Here is a 20,176-nt window from a genome sequence, read left to right on the forward strand (position 1 = left end):
TCGGTAGGTCCTGAGCCCATGAACTCCCCTGAAGGGTCCGAACACATGTCCTCCAACGAGGAGAAGTACCTCGACTACCTCCGCCGAGCCTCCGTCGACCTCCAAGAGGCGCGCGGCAAGCTGCGCGAGGCGGAGGACCGCGAGGTCGAGCCGATCGCGATCGTCGGCATGAGCTGCCGGTTCCCCGGCGGCGTACGGTCCCCGGAGGACCTGTGGCAACTCCTGAACGACGGCAGGGACGCCGTCTCCGAGTTCCCCACCAACCGCGGGTGGGACCTGGAGGCGCTCTTCGACGACGACCCCGACCGGCAGGGCACCTGCTACACCCGTGAAGGCGCCTTCATCCACGACGTGCCGGACTTCGACCCGGCGTTCTTCGGGATATCGCCGCGCGAGGCCGCCGCGATGGACCCGCAGCAGCGCCTGCTCCTGGAGACCTCCTGGGAGGCCTTCGAGCGGGCGGGCATCGACCCGCACGCGCTGCGCGGCAGCCGGTCCGGCGTATTCGTCGGCACCAACGGCCAGGACTACCTGGCCCGCCTGCTGACCGGCGCGCCGGACGGCTACGAGGGCTACCTCGGCACCGGCAACGCGGCGAGCGTCATCTCCGGCCGCCTCTCCTACACCTTCGGCTTCGAAGGCCCCGCCCTGACCGTCGACACGGCCTGCTCGTCGTCCCTGGTCGCCATGCACCTCGCGGTGCACGCGCTGCGCCACGGCGAGTGCCCGATCGCCCTCGCGGGCGGCGTCACCGTGATGTCGACGCCCGGTGTGTTCATCGACTTCAGCCGCCAGCGCGGCCTGGCCACGGACGGCCGCGTCAAGGCGTTCGCGGACGCCGCCGACGGCACCGGCTGGGGCGAGGGCGTCGGCCTGCTCGTCCTCGAACGCCTCTCCGACGCCCAGCGCAACGGCCACCCCGTCCTCGCGGTGATCCGCGGCTCGGCGGTCAACCAGGACGGCGCGTCCAACGGCCTCACCGCCCCGAACGGCCCCTCCCAGCAGCGCGTCATCCGCCAGGCACTGGCGAGCGCACGGCTCTCCGCGGCACAGGTGGACGCGGTCGAGGCGCACGGCACGGGCACGAAGCTCGGCGACCCCATCGAGGCCCAGGCGCTCCTGACGGCCTACGGCCAGGACCGCCCCGCCGACCGCCCGTTGTGGCTGGGTTCGGTGAAGTCGAACATCGGTCACACGCAGGCGGCCGCCGGTGTGGCGGGTGTGATCAAGATGGTCATGGCGATGCGGCAGGGCATGCTGCCCAAGACCCTCCACGTCGACGCGCCGTCCTCGCACGTGGACTGGTCGGCGGGCGCGGTGGAGCTGCTCACCGAGGCCCGTCCGTGGCCGGAGACGGGCCAGCCGTGGCGCGCGGGCATCTCGTCGTTCGGCGTGAGCGGCACGAACGCGCACGTCATCGTCGAGCAGGCTCCGGTGGCCTCTCCGGCGGAGCCCGTCGCGGAGCCGGTGCGTGAGGGCGGTCTGGTCCCGTGGGTGCTCTCGGCACGGAGCGTCGAGGCGCTGCGGGAGCAGGCGGTACGGCTGAAGTCCTTCGTGGACGAGGCATCCGACCTGTCCGTGACGGACGTGGGCCGCGCGCTGGTGTCCTCGCGGGCGACGCTCGAACACCGCGCGGTCGTGGCCGGTGCGGACCGGTCGGAGCTGCTCGCCGCTCTTGAGGCGGTGGCGGAGGGCCGGTCGGCCGGCGCCGTGGTCACGGGACTTGCCGATGCGCCCGGTCGGGTGGGCTTCCTCTTCTCGGGTCAGGGTTCGCAGCGGATCGGCATGGGGCGCGAACTGGCCGTTCGTTTCCCGGTGTTCGGCGAGGCGCTGGATGCGGTGCTGTCGGAGTTCGACCCGGCCGTACGTGAGGTTCTGTTCGGCGAGGACGTCGACGCGCTGAATGAGACGGGTGTGACGCAGCCCGCGCTGTTCGCGGTCGAGGTCGCGCTGTTCCGGCTTCTGGACTCGTGGGGTGTGCGCCCCGATGTCCTCGCCGGTCACTCGATCGGTGAGCTTGCCGCGGCACACGTTTCGGGTGTGTGGTCCCTCGCGGACGCGGTGAAGGTCGTGTCGGCGCGTGCCGGGCTGATGCAGGCGCTGCCGTCGGGTGGCGCGATGGTCGCGATCGAGGCGACGGAGGCCGAGGTCGCCTCGGACCTGTCCGACACGGTCGGCATCGCGGCGGTCAACGGGCCGTCGTCCGTGGTGATTTCGGGCGTCGAGGCCGATGTCGAGGCGGTGGCCGAGCGTTGGCGTGAGGCGGGTCGCAAGGTGTCCCGTCTGAAGGTCAGTCACGCGTTCCACTCGCCGCTGATGGACCCGATGCTGGAGGAGTTCCGTGCGGTCCTGGAGTCCGTTTCGTACGCGGCTCCGGCGATTCCGATCGTGTCGACGCTGACGGGTCGCCCCGCTACGGCGGAGGAGCTCGCCTCGCCCGCGTACTGGGTGCGGCACGTGCGCGAGTCCGTGCGGTTCGCCGACGCCGTCGGCACGCTCGTCGGCGACGACGTGACCACCTTCGTCGAGGTCGGCCCCGGCGGCACGCTCTCCGCGCTCGGTCGGCAGTCCGCGCCGGACGCGGCCTTCGTGCCGACGCTGCGCGGCGACCGCCCCGAGGCGCTCGCCGCGACGAACGCGGCAGGTCAACTCCACGTGCGGGGCGTCCGGGTGGACTGGGACGTGTTCTTCGCCGGTCACGGCGCGGGTCACGTGGACCTGCCCACGTACGCCTTCCAGCGCGAGCGCTACTGGCTGGACGCCCGGCCCGCCGACCTGGACGTCGAGCTTCTGTCGCCGGTGGACGCGCGGTTCTGGGGCGTCGTGGAGGACGGCGACATCGCCGACCTGGCCCGCACACTGGATGTGTCGTCGGACGCTCCGCTGAGCGAGGTCCTGCCGCGGCTGTCCGCGTGGCGTAAGGAGCAGCAGGGGCGTTCCACGGTCGATGGCTGGCGCTATCGGGTGGAGTGGCAGCCGCTGGCTGCCGGGTCCGGGCGCCTGAAGGGTGCGTGGCTGGTCGTCGCGCCGGTCGGTGAGGCGCGTGCCGAGTGGGTGCGTGAGTCGCTGGCCCGGAGCGGTGCGGAGGACGTGCGTCTCCTGCACGTGGATCCGGAATCGACCGACTGGGAAGGGGAGTTGACGGGTCTTTCGTCGCTCGATGGCGTGGTCTCGCTGCTCGGGCTCGCGGATGCGGGCGGGACGACCGTGCCCACGGGCATCGCTGCGACGGTCGGTCTGTTGCAGGCTCTTGGTGACGCGGACGTGCGTTTGTGGTCGCTGACGTCGGGTGCGGTGTCGGCGGCTGCGGATGACGCGGTCGCCGGCTTCGAGCAGTCGATGCTGTGGGGCCTCGGCCGGGTCGCGGCGCTTGAGCTCTCCGCTCACTGGGGCGGTCTGGTCGACCTGCCCGAGACGCAGGACGAGACGACCGGGGACCTGCTCGCCTCCGCGCTCGCGGGCACGAACGGCGAGGATCAGATCGCCGTACGAGGCGGCGAACTCCTCGGCCGCAGGCTGGTGCCCGCGCCGCTGAGCGGGACCGCGCCCGGCGCCGGCTGGACGCCGCGCGGCACGGTCCTCGTCACCGGCGGCCTCGGCGCCCTGGGCGGTCACGTGTCGCGCTGGCTCGCCGGGCAGGGTGCCGAGCACCTCGTGCTGGTCAGCCGCCGCGGCAGCGCGGCCGACGGCGCCGCGGAGCTGGAGGCCGAACTCACCGAACTGGGCGCGCGCGTCACGTTCGCCGCCTGCGACATGGCGGACAGGGAGTCCGTCGCCGAGCTCCTGGCGGGCATTCCGTCCCTCACCGCGGTGGTGCATGCGGCGGGTGTGGAGCGTTCGGGTGTGCTGGTGGACATGGATCCGGCGGACTTGAGTGGGTTCGCGGGTGTGCTGACGGCGAAGGTCGACGGTGCGCGCAATCTCCATGAGCTGCTGGGGGAGCGGCAGTTGGACGCGTTCGTCTTGTTCTCGTCGATTGCGGGTGTGTGGGGCAGTGGTGGGCAGGGCGCGTATGCGGCGGCCAATGCCTATCTGGACTCGCTTGCTGAGCATCGTCGGGCATCTGGTCTGTGTGCGACGGCTGTGGCGTGGGGTCCCTGGGGTGGCGGCGGCATGGTGGCTGGTGCCGGTGTGGATGCGGCGGAGCAGTTGCGGCGTCGGGGTCTGCCGACGATGGCTCCGGCGGTGGCGATCACGGGTCTGGCCACGGCGTTGGAGCGCGGTGATGGAAACGTCGCTATCGCGGACGTGGACTGGGAGCGGTTCGCGGGCACGTTCATGGCCCAGCGTCCGAGTCCGCTGCTGAGTGAACTGCCGCAGGTGCGGGAGGCGTTCGCGGCGACGTCCGCGGAGAGCGGATTGTCGGAGCTGGCGCAGCGTCTGGTGGGTCTGGACGAGGTCGAGCAGGAGCGTCAGCTCACCGAGCTGGTGCGGTACGAGGCGGCGGCGGTGCTGGGCCACGTGTCCGGTGACGCCTTCTCCGCGTCCCGCGCGTTCAGGGAGCTGGGCTTCGACTCGCTCACGGCGGTGGAGCTGCGCTCCCGGCTGAGCGAGGTCACAGGTGTCGCGCTTCCGGCGACGCTGGTCTACGACTACCCCAACGCCGCGGCCCTCGCCGCCTTCCTCCGCACCGAACTCTCCGGCGCGCTCCCCACGGACTCCGCTTCCGTGACGGTGTCGAACGCGTCCGACGAGCCGATCGCGATCGTCGCGATGGCGTGCCGGTTCCCGGGCGGAGTGTCGAGCCCGGAGGAACTGTGGGACATCGTCCTGTCGGGTGAGGACGCGGTGTCCGAGTTCCCGAACGACCGCGGCTGGGACCTGGAGGCGCTGTACGACCCCGACCCGAACGGGATCGGCACCTCCTACTCGAAGTCGGGCGCCTTCCTCTCGGACGTGGGCGCGTTCGACCCCGCCTTCTTCGGCATCTCGCCGCGCGAGGCCCTCGCCATGGACCCGCAGCAGCGCCTGCTCCTCGAAACGTCGTGGGAGGCGTTCGAGCGGGCGGGCATCGACCCGGACTCGCTGCGCGGTGAGCGCGTCGGCGTGTTCGTCGGCTCGAACATGCAGGACTACGGCTGGGTCCTCGGCGCGGCCTCCGACGACATGGGCGGCTACGTCGCGACCGGCAACGCGGCGAGCGTGGCCTCAGGTCGGGTCTCCTACACGTTCGGCCTCGAAGGCCCCGCGGTGACGGTCGACACGGCGTGCTCGTCGTCCCTCGTCGCCCTGCACCTCGCCGTGCAGGCGCTCCAGCGGGGCGAGTGCGAACTGGCCCTGGCCGGCGGTGTGACCGTGATGTCGACGCCGACCTCCTTCGTCGAGTTCAGCCGCCAGCGCGGCCTCGCCGTGGACGGCCGCTGCAAGGCCTTCGCGGGTGCCGCCGACGGCACGGGGTGGGGCGAGGGCGTGGGCATGCTCTTCGTCGAGCGCCTCTCCGACGCCCAGCGCAACGGCCACCAGGTCCTCGCGGTCGTACGCGGATCCGCGGTCAACCAGGACGGTGCCTCCAACGGCCTCACGGCCCCGAACGGCCCCTCCCAGCAGCGCGTCATCCGCCAGGCCCTCGCGAGCGCGGGCCTCGCCCCGTCCGACGTGGACGTGGTCGAGGCGCACGGCACCGGCACCAAGCTCGGTGACCCGATCGAGGCGCAGGCCCTCCTCGCCACGTACGGCCAGGAGCGCCCCGCGGACCGTCCGCTGCTGCTCGGCTCGATCAAGTCGAACCTCGGTCACACGCAGGCCGCGGCCGGTGTCGCCGGCGTGATCAAGATGGTCATGGCCATGCGCCACGGCGTGCTGCCCAAGACCCTCCACGTGGACGAGCCTTCGCCGCACGTCGACTGGTCGGCGGGCGCGGTGGAACTGCTCACCGCCGAGCGTGAGTGGCCCGTCGCGGACCGGCCTTGGCGTGCCGGCGTGTCGTCGTTCGGCTTCAGCGGCACGAACGCGCACACCATCATCGAGCAGGCCCCGCAGCCCCCGGCCGCCGAGCAGGAGAAAGCTCCTGAGCCGGAGCACGAGGGACTTGTCCCGTGGGTGCTCTCCGCGCGGAGCGTGGAAGCGCTGCGGGAGCAGGCCGCGCGCCTTGAGTCCTTCGTGAACGAGACGCCCGAGCTGACCGTGACCGACGTGGGCCGCGCGCTGGTGTCCTCGCGGGCGACGCTCGAACACCGCGCGGTCGTGTCCGGTGCCGGCCGGTCGGAGCTGCTCGCCGCTCTGGAGGCCCTGGCCGAGGGCCGGTCGACCGGCGCCGTGGTCACGGGCGTGGCCGACGAGCCCGGCCGTGTGGGCCTGCTCTTCTCGGGGCAGGGTTCGCAACGGCTGGGGATGGGCCGTGAACTGGCCGCCCGTTTTCCGGTGTTCGCCGACGCTCTGGACGCGGTGCTGTCGGAGTTCGACCCCGCCGTACGTGAGGTGCTGAATGGCGAGGACGCCGACGCGCTCAACGAGACGGGTGTCACGCAGCCCGCGCTGTTCGCGGTCGAGGTCGCGCTGTTCCGTCTCCTTGAGTCGTGGGGTGTGCGCCCCGACCTGCTGGCGGGCCACTCGATCGGTGAGCTGGCCGCCGCGCATGTGGCGGGTGTCTGGTCCCTCGCGGACGCGGTGAAGGTCGTCTCGGCCCGGGGCGCGCTGATGCAGGCGCTGCCGTCCGGCGGCGCGATGGTCGCCATCCAGGCGTCGGAGGCCGAGCTGGCCTCGGACCTGTCCGACACGGTCGGCATCGCGGCGGTCAACGGGCCGTCGTCCGTGGTGATTTCGGGCGTCGAGGCCGATGTGGACGCGGTCGCCGAGCGTTGGCGTGAGGCGGGTCGCAAGGTGTCCCGTCTGAAGGTCAGCCACGCCTTCCACTCGCCGCTGATGGACCCGATGCTGGACGAGTTCCGCGCGGTTCTGGAGAGCGTTTCCTACGAGGCCCCTGCCATCCCGATCGTGTCGACGCTGACCGGATCCCGTGCCACGGCCGAGGAGTTGACCTCGTTCGCGTACTGGGTGCGCCACGTCCGCGAGTCCGTACGATTCGCCGACGCCGTCGGCACGCTCGTCGGCGAGGGCGTGGGCACGTTCATCGAGGTCGGCCCCGGTGGCACGCTCTCCGCGCTCGGTCTGGAGTCCGCGCCGGACGCCACCTTCATCCCGACCCTGCGCGGCGACCGCCCCGAGGCGCTGGCCGCCACGACGGCCGCCGGTCAACTCCACGTGCGTGGAGTCCGGGTGGACTGGGACGTATTCTTCGCCGGTCGCGGCGCGGGACACGTGGACCTGCCGACGTACGCCTTCCAGCGCGAGCGCTTCTGGCCCGACGTGCAGCCGATCATCGGCAACGTCGCGGCGGCCGGGCTCGGTGCCGCCGAGCACCCGCTGCTCGGCGCGACGGTCACCCTCGGTGGCACGGACGGCGTGCTGCTGACCGGTCGCCTCTCGCTCCAGACCCACCCGTGGCTCGCCGACCACGAGATCATGGGCTCGGTGCTGCTGCCGGGCACGGCGTTCGTCGAGCTGGCGGTGCGCGCGGGTGACCAGGTCGGATGTGACCTGGTCGAGGAGCTGACGCTCGAAGCCCCTCTCGTACTGCCGGAGAGCGGTTCGGTACGGGTTCAGGTGTGGGTCGGCGCGGCGGACGACTCCGGTCGGCGTGAGCTGACGTTCCACTCCAGCGTCGGCGACTCCGACGACGGCCGCGCATGGACCCGCCACGCCACCGGCGTGCTGGGTGCGGGTGGCCGCGCCGGAGGGGACTCCCTGGTCGAGTGGCCGCCCACGGGCGCGGAGGCCGTGGACCTGGACGGCTACTACGACCGCATGGTCGCGGGTGGCTTCGGCTACGGTCCGGTGTTCCAGGGGCTGCGGTCCGCCTGGCGCAGCGGTGACGAGATGTTCGCCGAGGTCGCGCTGCCGGACGGCACGAAGGCCGAAGGATTCGGTCTGCACCCGGCGCTGCTGGACGCGACGTTGCAGGCCATCGGCCTGATGGGCGAGCCCGACGCTCCCGGCAAGCTGCCGTTCGCGTGGTCGGGCGTGCGCCTGCACGCCTCGGGCGCGACGACGCTGCGGGTGCGCCTCGCGCCCACCGGCTCGGACGGCGTCGCGCTGACGGTCGCGGACGGCTCCGGCGCCCCGGTGGCCACGGTCGACTCGCTGGTGCTGCGCCCGGCCGCGCCGGTCGAGGCCGGCGGTGACGACCGTGACGACGCGCTGTTCGGCGTCGACTGGGTGTCGGTCCCGGTGTCCGACAGCGATGTTCCCACGGTCGCGTGGACCGAGTCGGGTGCGCTTGCCGGTGCGGCGGAGCTGCCCGAGTTCGTCGCCGTGGAGTGCCCGGTCACGTCGGGCACGGACCCGGTCGCCAATGCCCACGGGGCGGCGCACTGGGCCCTGGCCACGGTCCAATCCTGGCTGGACGGCGCGGAGTTCGACGCTGCGCGCCTGGTCATCGTGACCCGTGGTGCGATCGCTGCCACGGCCGACGAGGACGTACGGGATGTGGCGCAGGCCGCCGTGTGGGGCCTGGTTCGTTCCGCCCAGTCGGAGAACCCGGACCGGATCGTTCTCGTCGACATGGACGAGGACGCGGTCTCGCGTGACGTACTGGCGTCCGCGCTGGCCACGGGGGAGCCGCAGTTGGCGCTGCGCGCGGGTGCCGTCAGTGCGCCGCGCCTGGCCAGGGCGCGGCGGTCCGTGACGGAGGACCCGGGCTTCGGCTCGGGTGCGGTGCTGGTCACCGGTGCCACCGGCACGCTCGGTGGACTCTTCGCCCGGCACCTCGTCGCCGAGCGCGGCGTACGCAACCTGCTGCTGGTCAGCAGGCGCGGCGCGGCCGCCGAGGGTGCCGAGGAACTGCGCGACGACCTCGTCGCGCAGGGCGCTGAAGTGACCTTCGCCGCTTGCGACGTCGCCGACCGCGACGCCGTCAAGGACCTGCTCGACAGCCACGAGATCTCCGCCGTCGTGCACACCGCCGGTGTGCTGGACGACGGCACGATCGGCTCGCTGACCGCGGAGCGGATCGACACCGTGTTCCGTCCGAAGGTCGACGCGGCCTGGAATCTCCACGAGCTGACCCGAGACCTGGACCTCTCCGCGTTCGTGCTCTTCTCCTCGGCCGCCGGTGTCTTCGGTGGCGCGGGTCAGGGCAACTACGCGGCGGCGAACGCCTTCCTGGACGGGCTCGCCCAGCACCGCCGTGCCCACGGCCTCGCCGCCACCTCGTTCGCCTGGGGCCTGTGGGCCTCGGGCGGCGGCATGGCCGGCAGCCTCGACGAGACCGACGTACGCCGCATCACCAGCGGCGGTGCGATCCCGATCGCCGCGGCCGAGGGCCTCGCGCTCTTCGACGCGGCGGGTACGACGGGCCGCGCGCTCCTGGCGCCGGTTCCGCTCGACCTGACCGTGCTGCAACGGCAGGCCCGTCAGCATCCCGTGCCGCACCTGCTGCGCGGACTCGTGCGGGGCACCGCGCGCAGGGCCGTCGACCCCGCGGCCGCCCGGACCGCGCTGGCGCAGTCGCTGGCCGGCATGACCGAGACCGAGCGCGAGAAGGCACTGCTCGACCTCGTGCGGACCACCGCCGCCACGGTCCTCGGCCACAGCTCCGCGCACGCTGTCGCGGCCGACCGCGCCTTCCGTGAGCTGGGCTTCGACTCGCTCAGCTCCGTCGAACTCCGCAACCACCTCAACGCGGCCACCGAACTGCGGCTGCCCGCCACGCTGGTCTTCGACCACCCGAACCCGGCCTCGCTCGCCGCGTTCATCGGCACCGAACTCGCGGGCGCACCCGTCGTCGCGGCGCCCACGCGCGCCACCGTCACGGCGAGCGACGAACCGATCGCGATCGTCGGCATGAGCTGCCGCTACCCCGGCGGGATCAACTCGCCCGAGGACCTGTGGCGCCTGGTGCTCGAAGGCACCGACGCCATCAGCGAGTTCCCCGTCAACCGTGGCTGGGACGTCGAGGCCCTGTACGACCCGGACCCCGAGCACGTGGGCACCTCGTACACCCGCGAGGGCGGCTTCCTGCACGACGCCGACCTGTTCGACCCGGCGTTCTTCGGCATCTCGCCCCGCGAGGCCCTCGCCATGGACCCGCAGCAGCGGCTGCTCCTCGAAATGTCCTGGGAGGCGTTCGAGCGGGCGGGGATCGCCCCGGAGAAGGCGCGCGGCAGCGCGACCGGCGTGTTCGCCGGTGTGATGTACCACGACTACGTGGCGCGGCTGCGTTCCGTGTCGGAGGAGGTCGAGGGCTACCTCGGCACCGGCGGTGCGGGCAGTGTCGCCTCCGGGCGCGTCGCCTACGCGCTCGGTCTGGAGGGCCCCGCCGTCACCGTCGACACCGCGTGCTCCTCCTCGCTGGTGGCCCTGCACTGGGCGATCCAGGCGCTGCGCCAGGGCGAGTGCTCGATGGCGCTCGCCGGTGGTGTCGCCGTGATGGCGAGCCCGGCGACCTTCGTCGACTTCAGCCGCCAGCGCGGCCTGTCCGCCGACGGCCGCTGCAAGTCGTTCTCCGACGACGCGGACGGCACCGGCTGGGGCGAGGGCGTCGGCATGCTCCTCGTCGAGCGCCTCTCCGACGCCCGCCGCAACGGTCACCCCGTTCTCGCCGTCATCCGCGGCTCGGCGGTCAACCAGGACGGCGCGTCCAACGGTCTGACCGCCCCGAACGGTCCCTCGCAGCAGCGCGTCATGCGACAGGCGCTGGCGAGCGCGGGCCTTGCCCCGTCCGACGTGGACGCGGTCGAGGCGCACGGCACCGGCACCACTCTCGGCGACCCGATCGAGGCGCAGGCCCTCCTCGCCACCTACGGCCAGGACCGGCCCGCCGACCAGCCCCTGTGGCTCGGCTCGATCAAGTCGAACATCGGTCACACGCAGGCGGCCGCCGGTGTCGCGGGCGTGATCAAGATGGTCATGTCGATGCGGCACGGCGTACTCCCGCGGTCCCTGCACGTCGGCGACCCCTCGTCGAAGGTGGACTGGTCCGCGGGTGACGTCGAGCTCCTGACGGAGGCGCGTCCGTGGCCGGAGACCGGCCGGGTACGGCGTGCCGGTGTGTCGTCGTTCGGCGTCAGCGGCACGAACGCGCACACCATCATCGAGTACGTCCCCGAGAAGGAACACTCGCCCGCCCCGCTCGTCGGCACCCTGCCGTGGGTGCTGTCGGCGCGGACCGCTGAGGCCCTGCGGGACCAGGCGGTCCGGCTGCGCGAGCACGTCGTGGCCGCCCCTGCGGCCGGTGCGCTCGACCTCGGCTACTCGCTGGCGACGACGCGCTCGGCCTTCGACCACCGGGCGGTCGTCGTCGGAGACGACCGCGCGGCACTCCTCGACGGCCTCACCGCGCTGGCCCAAGGCGAGCAGGCCCCCGGCCTGATCGACGGGTCGGTCTCCGTGGGCGGGCTCGGCTTCCTGTTCTCGGGTCAGGGTTCGCAGCGGCTGGGGATGGGGCGTGAACTGGCCTCCCGTTTCCCGGTGTTCGCGGAGGCCCTGGATGCCGTGCTGGGGGAGTTCGACCCGGTCGTACGTGAGGTGCTGTACGGCGAGGACGCCGACGCGCTGAACGAGACGGGTGTGACGCAGCCCGCGTTGTTCGCGGTCGAGGTCGCCCTCTTCCGTCTCCTGGAGTCGTGGGGCGTGCAGCCCGACGTTCTGGCCGGTCACTCGATCGGTGAGCTGGCCGCCGCGCACGTGGCGGGTGTGTGGTCCCTCGCGGACGCGGTCAAGGTCGTGTCGGCGCGTGGTGCGCTGATGCAGGCGCTGCCTGAGGGTGGCGCGATGGTCGCGATCCAGGCCTCCGAGGCCGAGTTGGCCTCGGACCTGTCCGACACGGTGGGCATTGCCGCTGTCAACGGCCCGTCCTCTGTGGTGATTTCGGGTGTCGAGGCTGATGTCTCGGAGATCGCCGAGCGCTGGCGTGAGTCGGGCCGCAAGGTGTCCCGCCTGAAGGTCAGCCACGCGTTCCACTCGCCTCTGATGGACCCGATGCTGGACGAGTTCCGTACGGTCCTGGAGTCCGTGTCGTACGCGGCTCCGGCGATCCCGATCGTCTCGACGCTGACCGGATCGCGTGCCACGGCCGAGGAGTTGACCTCGTCCGCGTACTGGGTGCGCCACGTCCGCGAGTCCGTGCGGTTCGCCGACGCCGTCGGCACGCTCGTGAACGACGACGTGACCACCTTCGTCGAGATCGGCCCCGGCGGCACGCTCTCCGCGCTCGGGCAGGAGTCCGCGCCGGACGCCGGGTTCGTCCCGGTGCTGCGGAACGGCCGTCCCGAGGAACTCTCGCTGGTCTCCGCCGTGGCGCAGCTCTGCACGCGGGGCGTGCGGCTGGACTGGGAGGCCTTCTTCGCCGGTCGCGGCGCGCGCCGCGTCGACCTGCCCACCTACGCCTTCCAGCACCAGAGCTACTGGCTGGACGCCGGTGTCGCGGCGGGGGACCTGGACGCCGCGGGCCTCGGCCCCGCCGGGCACCCGCTGCTCGGCGCGTTCGTCGAGACGGCCGACTCGGAGGGACAGCTCTTCACCGGCCGCCTGTCGGTGGCGACCCACCCGTGGCTCGCCGACCACGTGATCCAAGGCTCGATCCTGCTGCCCGGCACCGCGTTCCTCGACCTCGCGGTGCGCGCGGGCGACCAGGTCGGCTGCGACCTCGTCGAGGAACTGACGCTGGAGGCGCCCCTCGTGGTGCCCGAGAGCGGTGGCGTACGGGTACAGGTGCAGGTCGGCGCGCCCGACGAGTCCGGACGGCGCGCCGTGACGGTGCACGCGCGGGACGACGAGGGCGACCTGTGGGTGCGGCACGCGAGCGGTGTGCTCGCGGGCGGCGCCGACGCTCCCGCGGCCGACGTCGGCGCCTGGCCGCCGGCCGGTGCGCGGGCCGTCGACCTGGACGGTCTCTACGACCGCATGTCAGACGGCGGATTCGGCTACGGGCCGCTGTTCCAGGGGCTGCGGGCCGCGTGGCGCAAGGGCGACGAGGTGTTCGCCGAGGTGGCCCTGCCGGACGGCGCGGGCGTGGACGGCTTCGGTCTGCACCCGGCGCTGCTCGACGCCGCGCTGCACGGCATCGGGCTGATGGGCGAAGGGGAAGGCCCCGGCAGGCTGCCGTTCTCGTGGTCGGGTGCGCGGCTGCACGCCTCGGGCGCGACGGTGCTGCGGGTGCGCCTCACGCCCGCCGGTTCGGACGGCGTCGCGCTGGCCGTCGCGGACGGCTCCGGCGCCCCGGTCGCCTCGATCGACTCGCTGGTCCTGCGCCCCGTGACGGCGACGCTGTCGCGGCAGGGATGGGAGTCGCTGTTCCGCCTCGACTGGGCGCCCGCCCAGGTGCCGGCGGCGGCACAGGCCCCTTCGGCCGCGGAGTTCGCGGACTGGGCCGCGGTGCGCGCGGCGCTGGACGCGGGCGAATCGCTGCCGGACCACGTCGTGGTCCGCTGCGCGGGGACCGACGACGTGCACGCCGCTCGCAGCCAGACCGTGCACGCGCTGGAGCTGGTGCGGGGCATGCTGACCGACGACCGGTGCCTGGCGTCGCGGCTCGTGCTCGTGACGCGCGGCGCCGTCGCGGTGGACTCCGGGGCCGACGTGGCGGACCTGGCATCGGCCGCCGTGTGGGGTCTGGTGCGGTCCGCCCAGCTGGAGGACCCGGACCGCTTCGTCCTCGTCGACGTCGACACGGACGGCGCGGACGGCTGGCGGCAGGCGCTGGCGGCCGGGGAGTCCCAGGCCGTCGTGCGGGACGGGCGCGTGTACGTCGCCCGCCTGGCGCGGGTGCGCCCGGAGGCCGGCACAGACCAGGCGTTCGGCCCCGAGAGCGCGGTCCTGGTGACCGGCGCGTCCGGCGCGCTGGGCAGCCTGATGGCCCGGCACCTCGTCGGCACGCACGGCGTCGGGCGGCTCGTCCTCGCCAGCAGGCGCGGGGCGACGGCCGAAGGCGCCGGGGAACTGGGCGCCGAACTGGCCGCGCAGGGCGCCGAGGTGACCTTCGCGGCGTGCGACGTCGCGGACCGGGACGCGCTGGCCGCGCTCATCGCCGAGCACCCCGTGACCGCCGTCGTCCACACGGCAGGCGTGCTCGACGACGCCACGATCGGCTCGCTGACCCCGGAGCAGATCGACACGGTGTTCCGGCCCAAGGTCGACGCGGCCCTGCACCTGCACGAGCTGACCCGGGACATGGACCTGTCGGCCTTCGTGCTGTTCTCCTCGGTGGCGGGCACCCTCGGCGCGACCGGGCAGGCCAACTACGCCGCGGCCAACGCGTTCCTCGACGGCCTGGCCCGGCGCAGGCGCGCCCAGGGCCTGCCCGCGACCTCGCTGGCCTGGGGCCTGTGGGCCGACGGCATGGGCGCCCAGGTGGCGCAGTCCGCCGAGACCGGCCTGGCCGCCGCGGAGGGCGTCGCGCTGTTCGACGCCGCGGTCGCCGGGACCGACCCGGTCGTCGTGCCGATGCGGCTCGACCTGCGGGCGGTGCGGGAACTCCCGGCGATCCCGCCGGTGTTCAGCGGCCTGGTGCGGACGACGACCCGCCGGGCCGCCGAGAGCGGCAGCGACCCCGCCGCCGCGCTCCGCGCCCGTCTCGCGCCGCTGGTCGCGGACGAGAGGGAGCGGGTGCTCCTCGACCTCGTCCGCACCCAGGCCTCCGCGGTGCTCGGCCACGCGGGACCCGAGGCGGTCGCGCTCGGCCAGGCCTTCACCGAGCTCGGCTTCGACTCGCTGACCGCCGTCGACCTGCGCAACCGGCTCAACCTGGCCACCGGCCTGCGGCTGCCCGCCACGCTGGTCTTCGACTACCCGAACCCGGCCGCGCTCGCCGAGTTCATCGGGACGGAGTTCGCCGACGCGCCGGTCGCCGCGGCCCCGGCCGCCACGGTCGTGGCGGCGACCGACGAGCCGATCGCGATCGTCGGCATGAGCTGCCGCTACCCCGGCGGCGTCCGCTCGCCGGAGGACCTGTGGCGACTCGTCCTCGACGGCGCCGAGGGCATCACGCCCTTCCCGACCGAACGCGGCTGGGACGTGGAGGCGCTCTACGATCCGTCGGGCGAACGGGACGGCAGCTCCTACACACGCGAGGGCGGCTTCCTGCACGACGCCGACCGGTTCGACCCGACGTTCTTCGGGATCTCGCCGCGTGAGGCCCTCGCCATGGACCCGCAGCAGCGCCTGCTCCTGGAGACCTCCTGGGAGGCGTTCGAGCGGGCCGGCATCGACCCCAGGTCGCTGCGCGGCAGCGCGACCGGCGTGTTCGCCGGCGTGATGTACCACGACTACGCCTCGCAGCTGCACGGCGTGTCGAAGAGCTCCGAGGGCTTCCTCGGCACGGGCAACGCGGGCAGTGTCGCCTCCGGCCGGGTGTCCTACACGTTCGGCCTCGAAGGCCCCGCGATGACCGTGGACACGGCCTGCTCGTCGTCGCTCGTGGCGCTGCACCTCGCGGCGCAGGCACTGCGCTCCGGGGAGTGCTCGCTCGCGCTCGCGGGCGGCGCCACCGTCATGGCGACGCCCGGCGCGTTCGTCGACTTCAGCCGCCAGCAGGGCCTGTCGCCCGACGGCCGCTGCAAGTCCTTCTCCGCCGACGCCGACGGCACCGGCTGGGGCGAGGGCGTGGGCATGCTCGTCCTGGAACGCCTCTCGGACGCCCGCCGCAACGGACACCCTGTCCTCGCGGTGGTCCGCGGCTCGGCGATCAACCAGGACGGCGCGTCCAACGGCCTGACCGCCCCGAACGGCCCGTCCCAGCAGCGCGTCATCCGCCAGGCGCTGGCCAGCGCGGGCCTGACCACCTCCGACGTGGACGTGGTCGAGGCGCACGGCACCGGCACCACCCTCGGTGACCCGATCGAGGCCCAGGCCCTGCTCGCCACGTACGGGCGGGACCGCGCGGGTGAGCCGCTCTGGCTCGGCTCGCTGAAGTCCAACATCGGCCACACGCAGGCCGCCGCGGGTGTGGGTGGCGTCATCAAGACCGTGATGTCGCTGCGCCACGGCGTACTGCCGAAGACGCTGCACGTCGGGGAGCCCTCGCCGCACATCGACTGGTCGGCGGGCGCCGTGGAACTCCTGACGGAGGCACAGCCCTGGCCCCAGGCGGACCGCCCGCGCCGCGCGGGAGTGTCCTCCTTCGGCTTCAGCGGAACCAACGCGCACGTCATCATCGAGTCCACGGAGACCGAGACCGAGCCCGTGGCCGTCGAGGCCCCGGAGCCGGCCGACGCCTCCGGCACGCGGACCGGTACGTGGCTGCTGTCCGGCCGCACCGAGAACGCCCTGCGCGACCAGGCGGCGCGGCTGCGCGACCACCTGACCGCACGGCCCGACGTCGACCTGACGGACCTCGCCCGCGCGCTCGCCACCTCGCGCACCGCGTTCGAGCACAGGCTCGCCGTCGTCGGCCGGGACCTGGCCGACCTGACGGCCGGACTCACCGACGCGGTCGAGGGCAGGCCGGGCACCGGAGTCGTCCAGGGCATCACGGACGAGCACCGGGTGGGCTTCCTGTTCTCGGGTCAGGGTTCGCAGCGGCTGGGGATGGGGCGTGAACTGGCTTCCCGTTTCCCGGTGTTCGCCGAGGCTCTGGACGCGGTCCTGGGTGAGTTCGACCCGGTCGTACGTGAGGTTCTCTTCGGCGAGGACGAGGACGCTGCCGCTGCGCTGAACGAGACGGATGTGACCCAGCCCGCGCTGTTCGCGGTCGAGGTCGCGCTCTTCCGTCTCCTGGAGTCGCTCGGGGTGCGCCCCGACGTCCTCGCCGGTCACTCGATCGGCGAGCTGGCCGCCGCGCATGTGGCGGGTGTGTGGTCCCTCGCGGACGCGGTCAAGGTCGTGTCGGCGCGTGGTGCGCTGATGCAGGCGCTGCCTGAGGGTGGCGCGATGGTCGCGATCCAGGCCTCCGAGGCCGAGTTGGCCTCGGACCTGTCCGACACGGTGGGTATCGCGGCGGTCAATGGCCCGTCCTCCGTGGTGATTTCGGGCGTCGAGGCCGATGTGGACGCGGTCGCTGAGCGTTGGCGCGAGGCGGGCCGCAAGGTGTCCCGCCTGAAGGTCAGCCACGCCTTCCACTCGCCTCTGATGGACCCGATGCTGGACGAGTTCCGCACGGTCCTGGACAGCGTTTCCTACGAAGCCCCTGCCATCCCGATCGTCTCGACGCTGACCGGATCGCGTGCCACGGCAGAGGAGTTGACCTCGTCCGCGTACTGGGTGCGCCACGTCCGTGAGTCCGTGCGGTTCGCCGACGCCGTGACCGTCATGGACGCGGACGTCCTCGTCGAGATCGGCCCCGGCGGCGTGCTGTCGGCGCTGGGCCAGGAGTCCCTGCCGGACGCGGCCTTCGTGCCCGTGCTGCGGGGCGACCGCGCGGAGGACGGCGCCGTCCTGACGGCGCTCGCCGAACTGCACGTGCGCGGCGTGCACGTCGACTGGGCCGCCTGCTTCCCGGGCCACGGCCACGGGGTCGACCTGCCGACGTACGCCTTCCAGTACCAGCGGTTCTGGCCCGACACGAGTGCCCGTCCCGTCACCGACGCGACCGGGCTCGGCCTCGGGTCCGCCGATCACCCGCTGCTCGGTACGGCGGTGACGCTCGCGGACGAGGACACCGTCCTGTTCACGGGCAGGCTGTCGCTGCGGACGCATCCGTGGCTCGCCGGGCACGCGATCATGGGCTCCGTGCTGCTGCCCGGCACGGCCTTCGTCGAGCTCGCGGTACGCGCCGGCGACCAGGTCGGCTGCTCCTCGGTGGAGGAACTGACCCTGGAATCGCCGCTGGTGCTCCCTGAGCGCGGCGGTGTACAGGTCCAGGTCCGGGTCGGCGCGCCGGACGACGCGTCCGGCCGCCGTCCGGTCACGGTCCACGCACGGGACGAGCGCGGCGACCTGCCGTGGTCCCGGCACGCGAGCGGTGTGCTCGCCGTCGAAGGCGGCGCTCCCGCCGACCTCGGCGCCTGGCCGCCCGTCGGCGCGGAGCCCGTGGAACTGGACGGTTTCTACGACGGCATGGCCGACGGCGGCTTCGCCTACGGTCCGGTGTTCCAGGGCCTGCGGTCGGTGTGGCGCGCCGGCGACGAGGTGTTCGCCGAGGTCGCGCTGCCCGAGGACACCGACGTCACCGGGTTCGGCGTGCACCCGGCGCTCCTCGACGCGGTGCTGCACACCGTGGCGTTCGGCGTACTGCCCCCGGCCGAGAGCGGGCGGCTGCCCTTCTCGTGGTCGGGCGTGCGCCTGCACGCCGAGGGCGCGACGACGCTGCGGGTGCGGCTGAGCGCGGTGGGCCCCGACGCGGTGTCCCTGGCCGTCGCCGACGGCTCCGGCGCGCCGGTCGCGACCGTGGACTCGCTGGTGCTTCGTGCGGTGTCCCCGGCTTCGCTGGGCGCGGCACGCGGGCACGAGTCGCTGTTCCGTCTCGACTGGATGCCCGCTCCCGCAGCGGCCGGAAGTGCCGGTTCCGTCGCGGAGTTCGCGGACTGGGCCGCGGTGCGCTCGGCGCTGGACGCGGGCGAGTCGCTCCCGGAGAACGTCGTGGTGCGGTGTGCCCGCTCCGTCGACGTGGACGCGGACGCGGTGCACCGGCAGGCGCACACCGCGCTGGAGCTGGTGCAGGGCTGGCTGGCCGACGACCGCTGCGCGGCGTCCCGGCTCGTGCTCGTCACCAGCGGCGCCGTCGCGGTGGGTGCCGACGACGACGTGACCGACCTGGCGTCGGCCGCCGTGTGGGGTCTGCTGCGGACGGCGCGGGCGGAGAACCCGGACCGCTTCGTCCTGGTGGACGTCGACGACGAGGACGGCTGGAAGCCGGCCGTCGTGGGCGCGGAACCCGAACTGGCCGTACGCGCCGGTGAGGTCTTCGTGCCGCGGCTCGTACGGGCCCGTCCCACGGCGGAAGCGGTGGAAGCGGCGGAAGAGGGGCAGGGCTTTGGCGCGGGGCCGGTCCTGGTGACCGGTGCGACCGGCATGCTGGGCGGACTCGTGGCCCGGCACCTGGTCGTACGGCACGGGGTGCGGAACCTGGTCCTCGCGAGCAGGCGCGGCCAAGTGGGCGCGCTGCGGGGCGAGTTGGAGGCCCTCGGCGCCGAGGTCAACGCCGTCGCCTGCGATGTGGCGGACCGTGACGCGGTGGCGGCGCTGCTCGCCGAGCACCCCGTGACGGGCGTCGTGCACGTGGCGGGCGTCCTGGACGACGGTGTGATCGGGTCGCAGACGCCGGAGCGGATCGACACGGTGTTCCGGCCCAAGGTCGACGCGGCCTGGAACCTGCACGAGCTGACCCGGGACATGGACCTGTCGGCGTTCGTGCTGTTCTCCTCCGCGGCGGGCACGCTGGGCAACCCCGGCCAGGCCAACTACTCGGCGGCCAACGCGTTCCTGGACGCGCTCGCCAGGCACCGGCACGCCACGGGCCTGCCCGCGACGTCCCTCGCCTGGGGCCTGTGGGCCGGCGAGGACGGCATGGGCGCCCGGATGGCGGAGACCGGCGCCGCCGGCCTGTCCGCCGACGAGGGCATGGAACTGTTCGACGCGGCGGCGCTCGGCGACGACCCCGTCGTCGTACCGATGCGGCTCGACCTGCGGTCCGTACGGGAACTCCCGGTCGTGCCGCCGGTGTTCGGCGCCCTGGTGCGGACGACGGCCCGCAGGGCCGCGGAGACCGGGGCCGACCCGGCCGCCGCGCTGCGGGACCGGCTCGCGGCACTGCCGGCGACCGAGCGGACGTCCGCCCTGGTGGACGTGGTGTGCGCGCACGTCGCCGCCGTACTCGCGCTGCCCGGCGCGGCCGCGGTCGACGAGCGGCGCGCCTTCACCGAGCTGGGCTTCGACTCGCTGACCGCGGTCGAGCTGCGCAACCGGCTCGGCGCCGCCACCGGCCTGCGGCTGCCCGCCACCGCGATCTTCGACTACCCGACCCCGCTCGACCTGGTCGGCCACATCGAGGACGCGCTCGTCATCGACGAACCCGACGGGGTGGCGCCGCTGCTCGCCGAGCTGAGCCGCATCGAGGCGGGCCTCGCCTCGGTCAAGCCCGGCGACGACGCGGACGACCGGGTGGGCGCACGCCTCTCGGCGCTCCTCGCGGTGTGGCGCGACAGCCGTGCCGACGCCGCCGCGCAGGCGTCCGACGACCTCGAAGCCGCCACGGACGACGAGGTGTTCGACCTGCTCGGCAAGGAGTTCGGCATCTCCTGACCCG

General features: G+C 73.4%; 1 protein-coding gene. It reads left to right on the forward strand.

Annotated elements, in window-relative coordinates:
* Nucleotides 1–18 precede the first annotated feature (18 nt).
* The gene (locus tag ACIO9J_RS42305) at nt 19–20,172 is read left to right on the forward strand and encodes a type I polyketide synthase (RefSeq protein WP_402010953.1); all 20,154 of its coding nucleotides are present in this window, start codon (nt 19–21) and stop codon (nt 20,170–20,172) included.
* Nucleotides 20,173–20,176: the final 4 nt, after the last annotated feature.

Origin of the sequence: Streptomyces sp. NPDC087300, from assembly GCF_044744425.1 — a bacterium.
Classification (GTDB): Bacteria; Actinomycetota; Actinomycetes; order Streptomycetales; family Streptomycetaceae; genus Streptomyces.

Bases quoted from the DNA above. Each gene is read 5' to 3' on its own strand.
- ACIO9J_RS42305 (WP_402010953.1), top strand. From the start codon at position 19: ATGAACTCCCCTGAAGGGTCCGAACACATGTCCTCCAACGAGGAGAAG.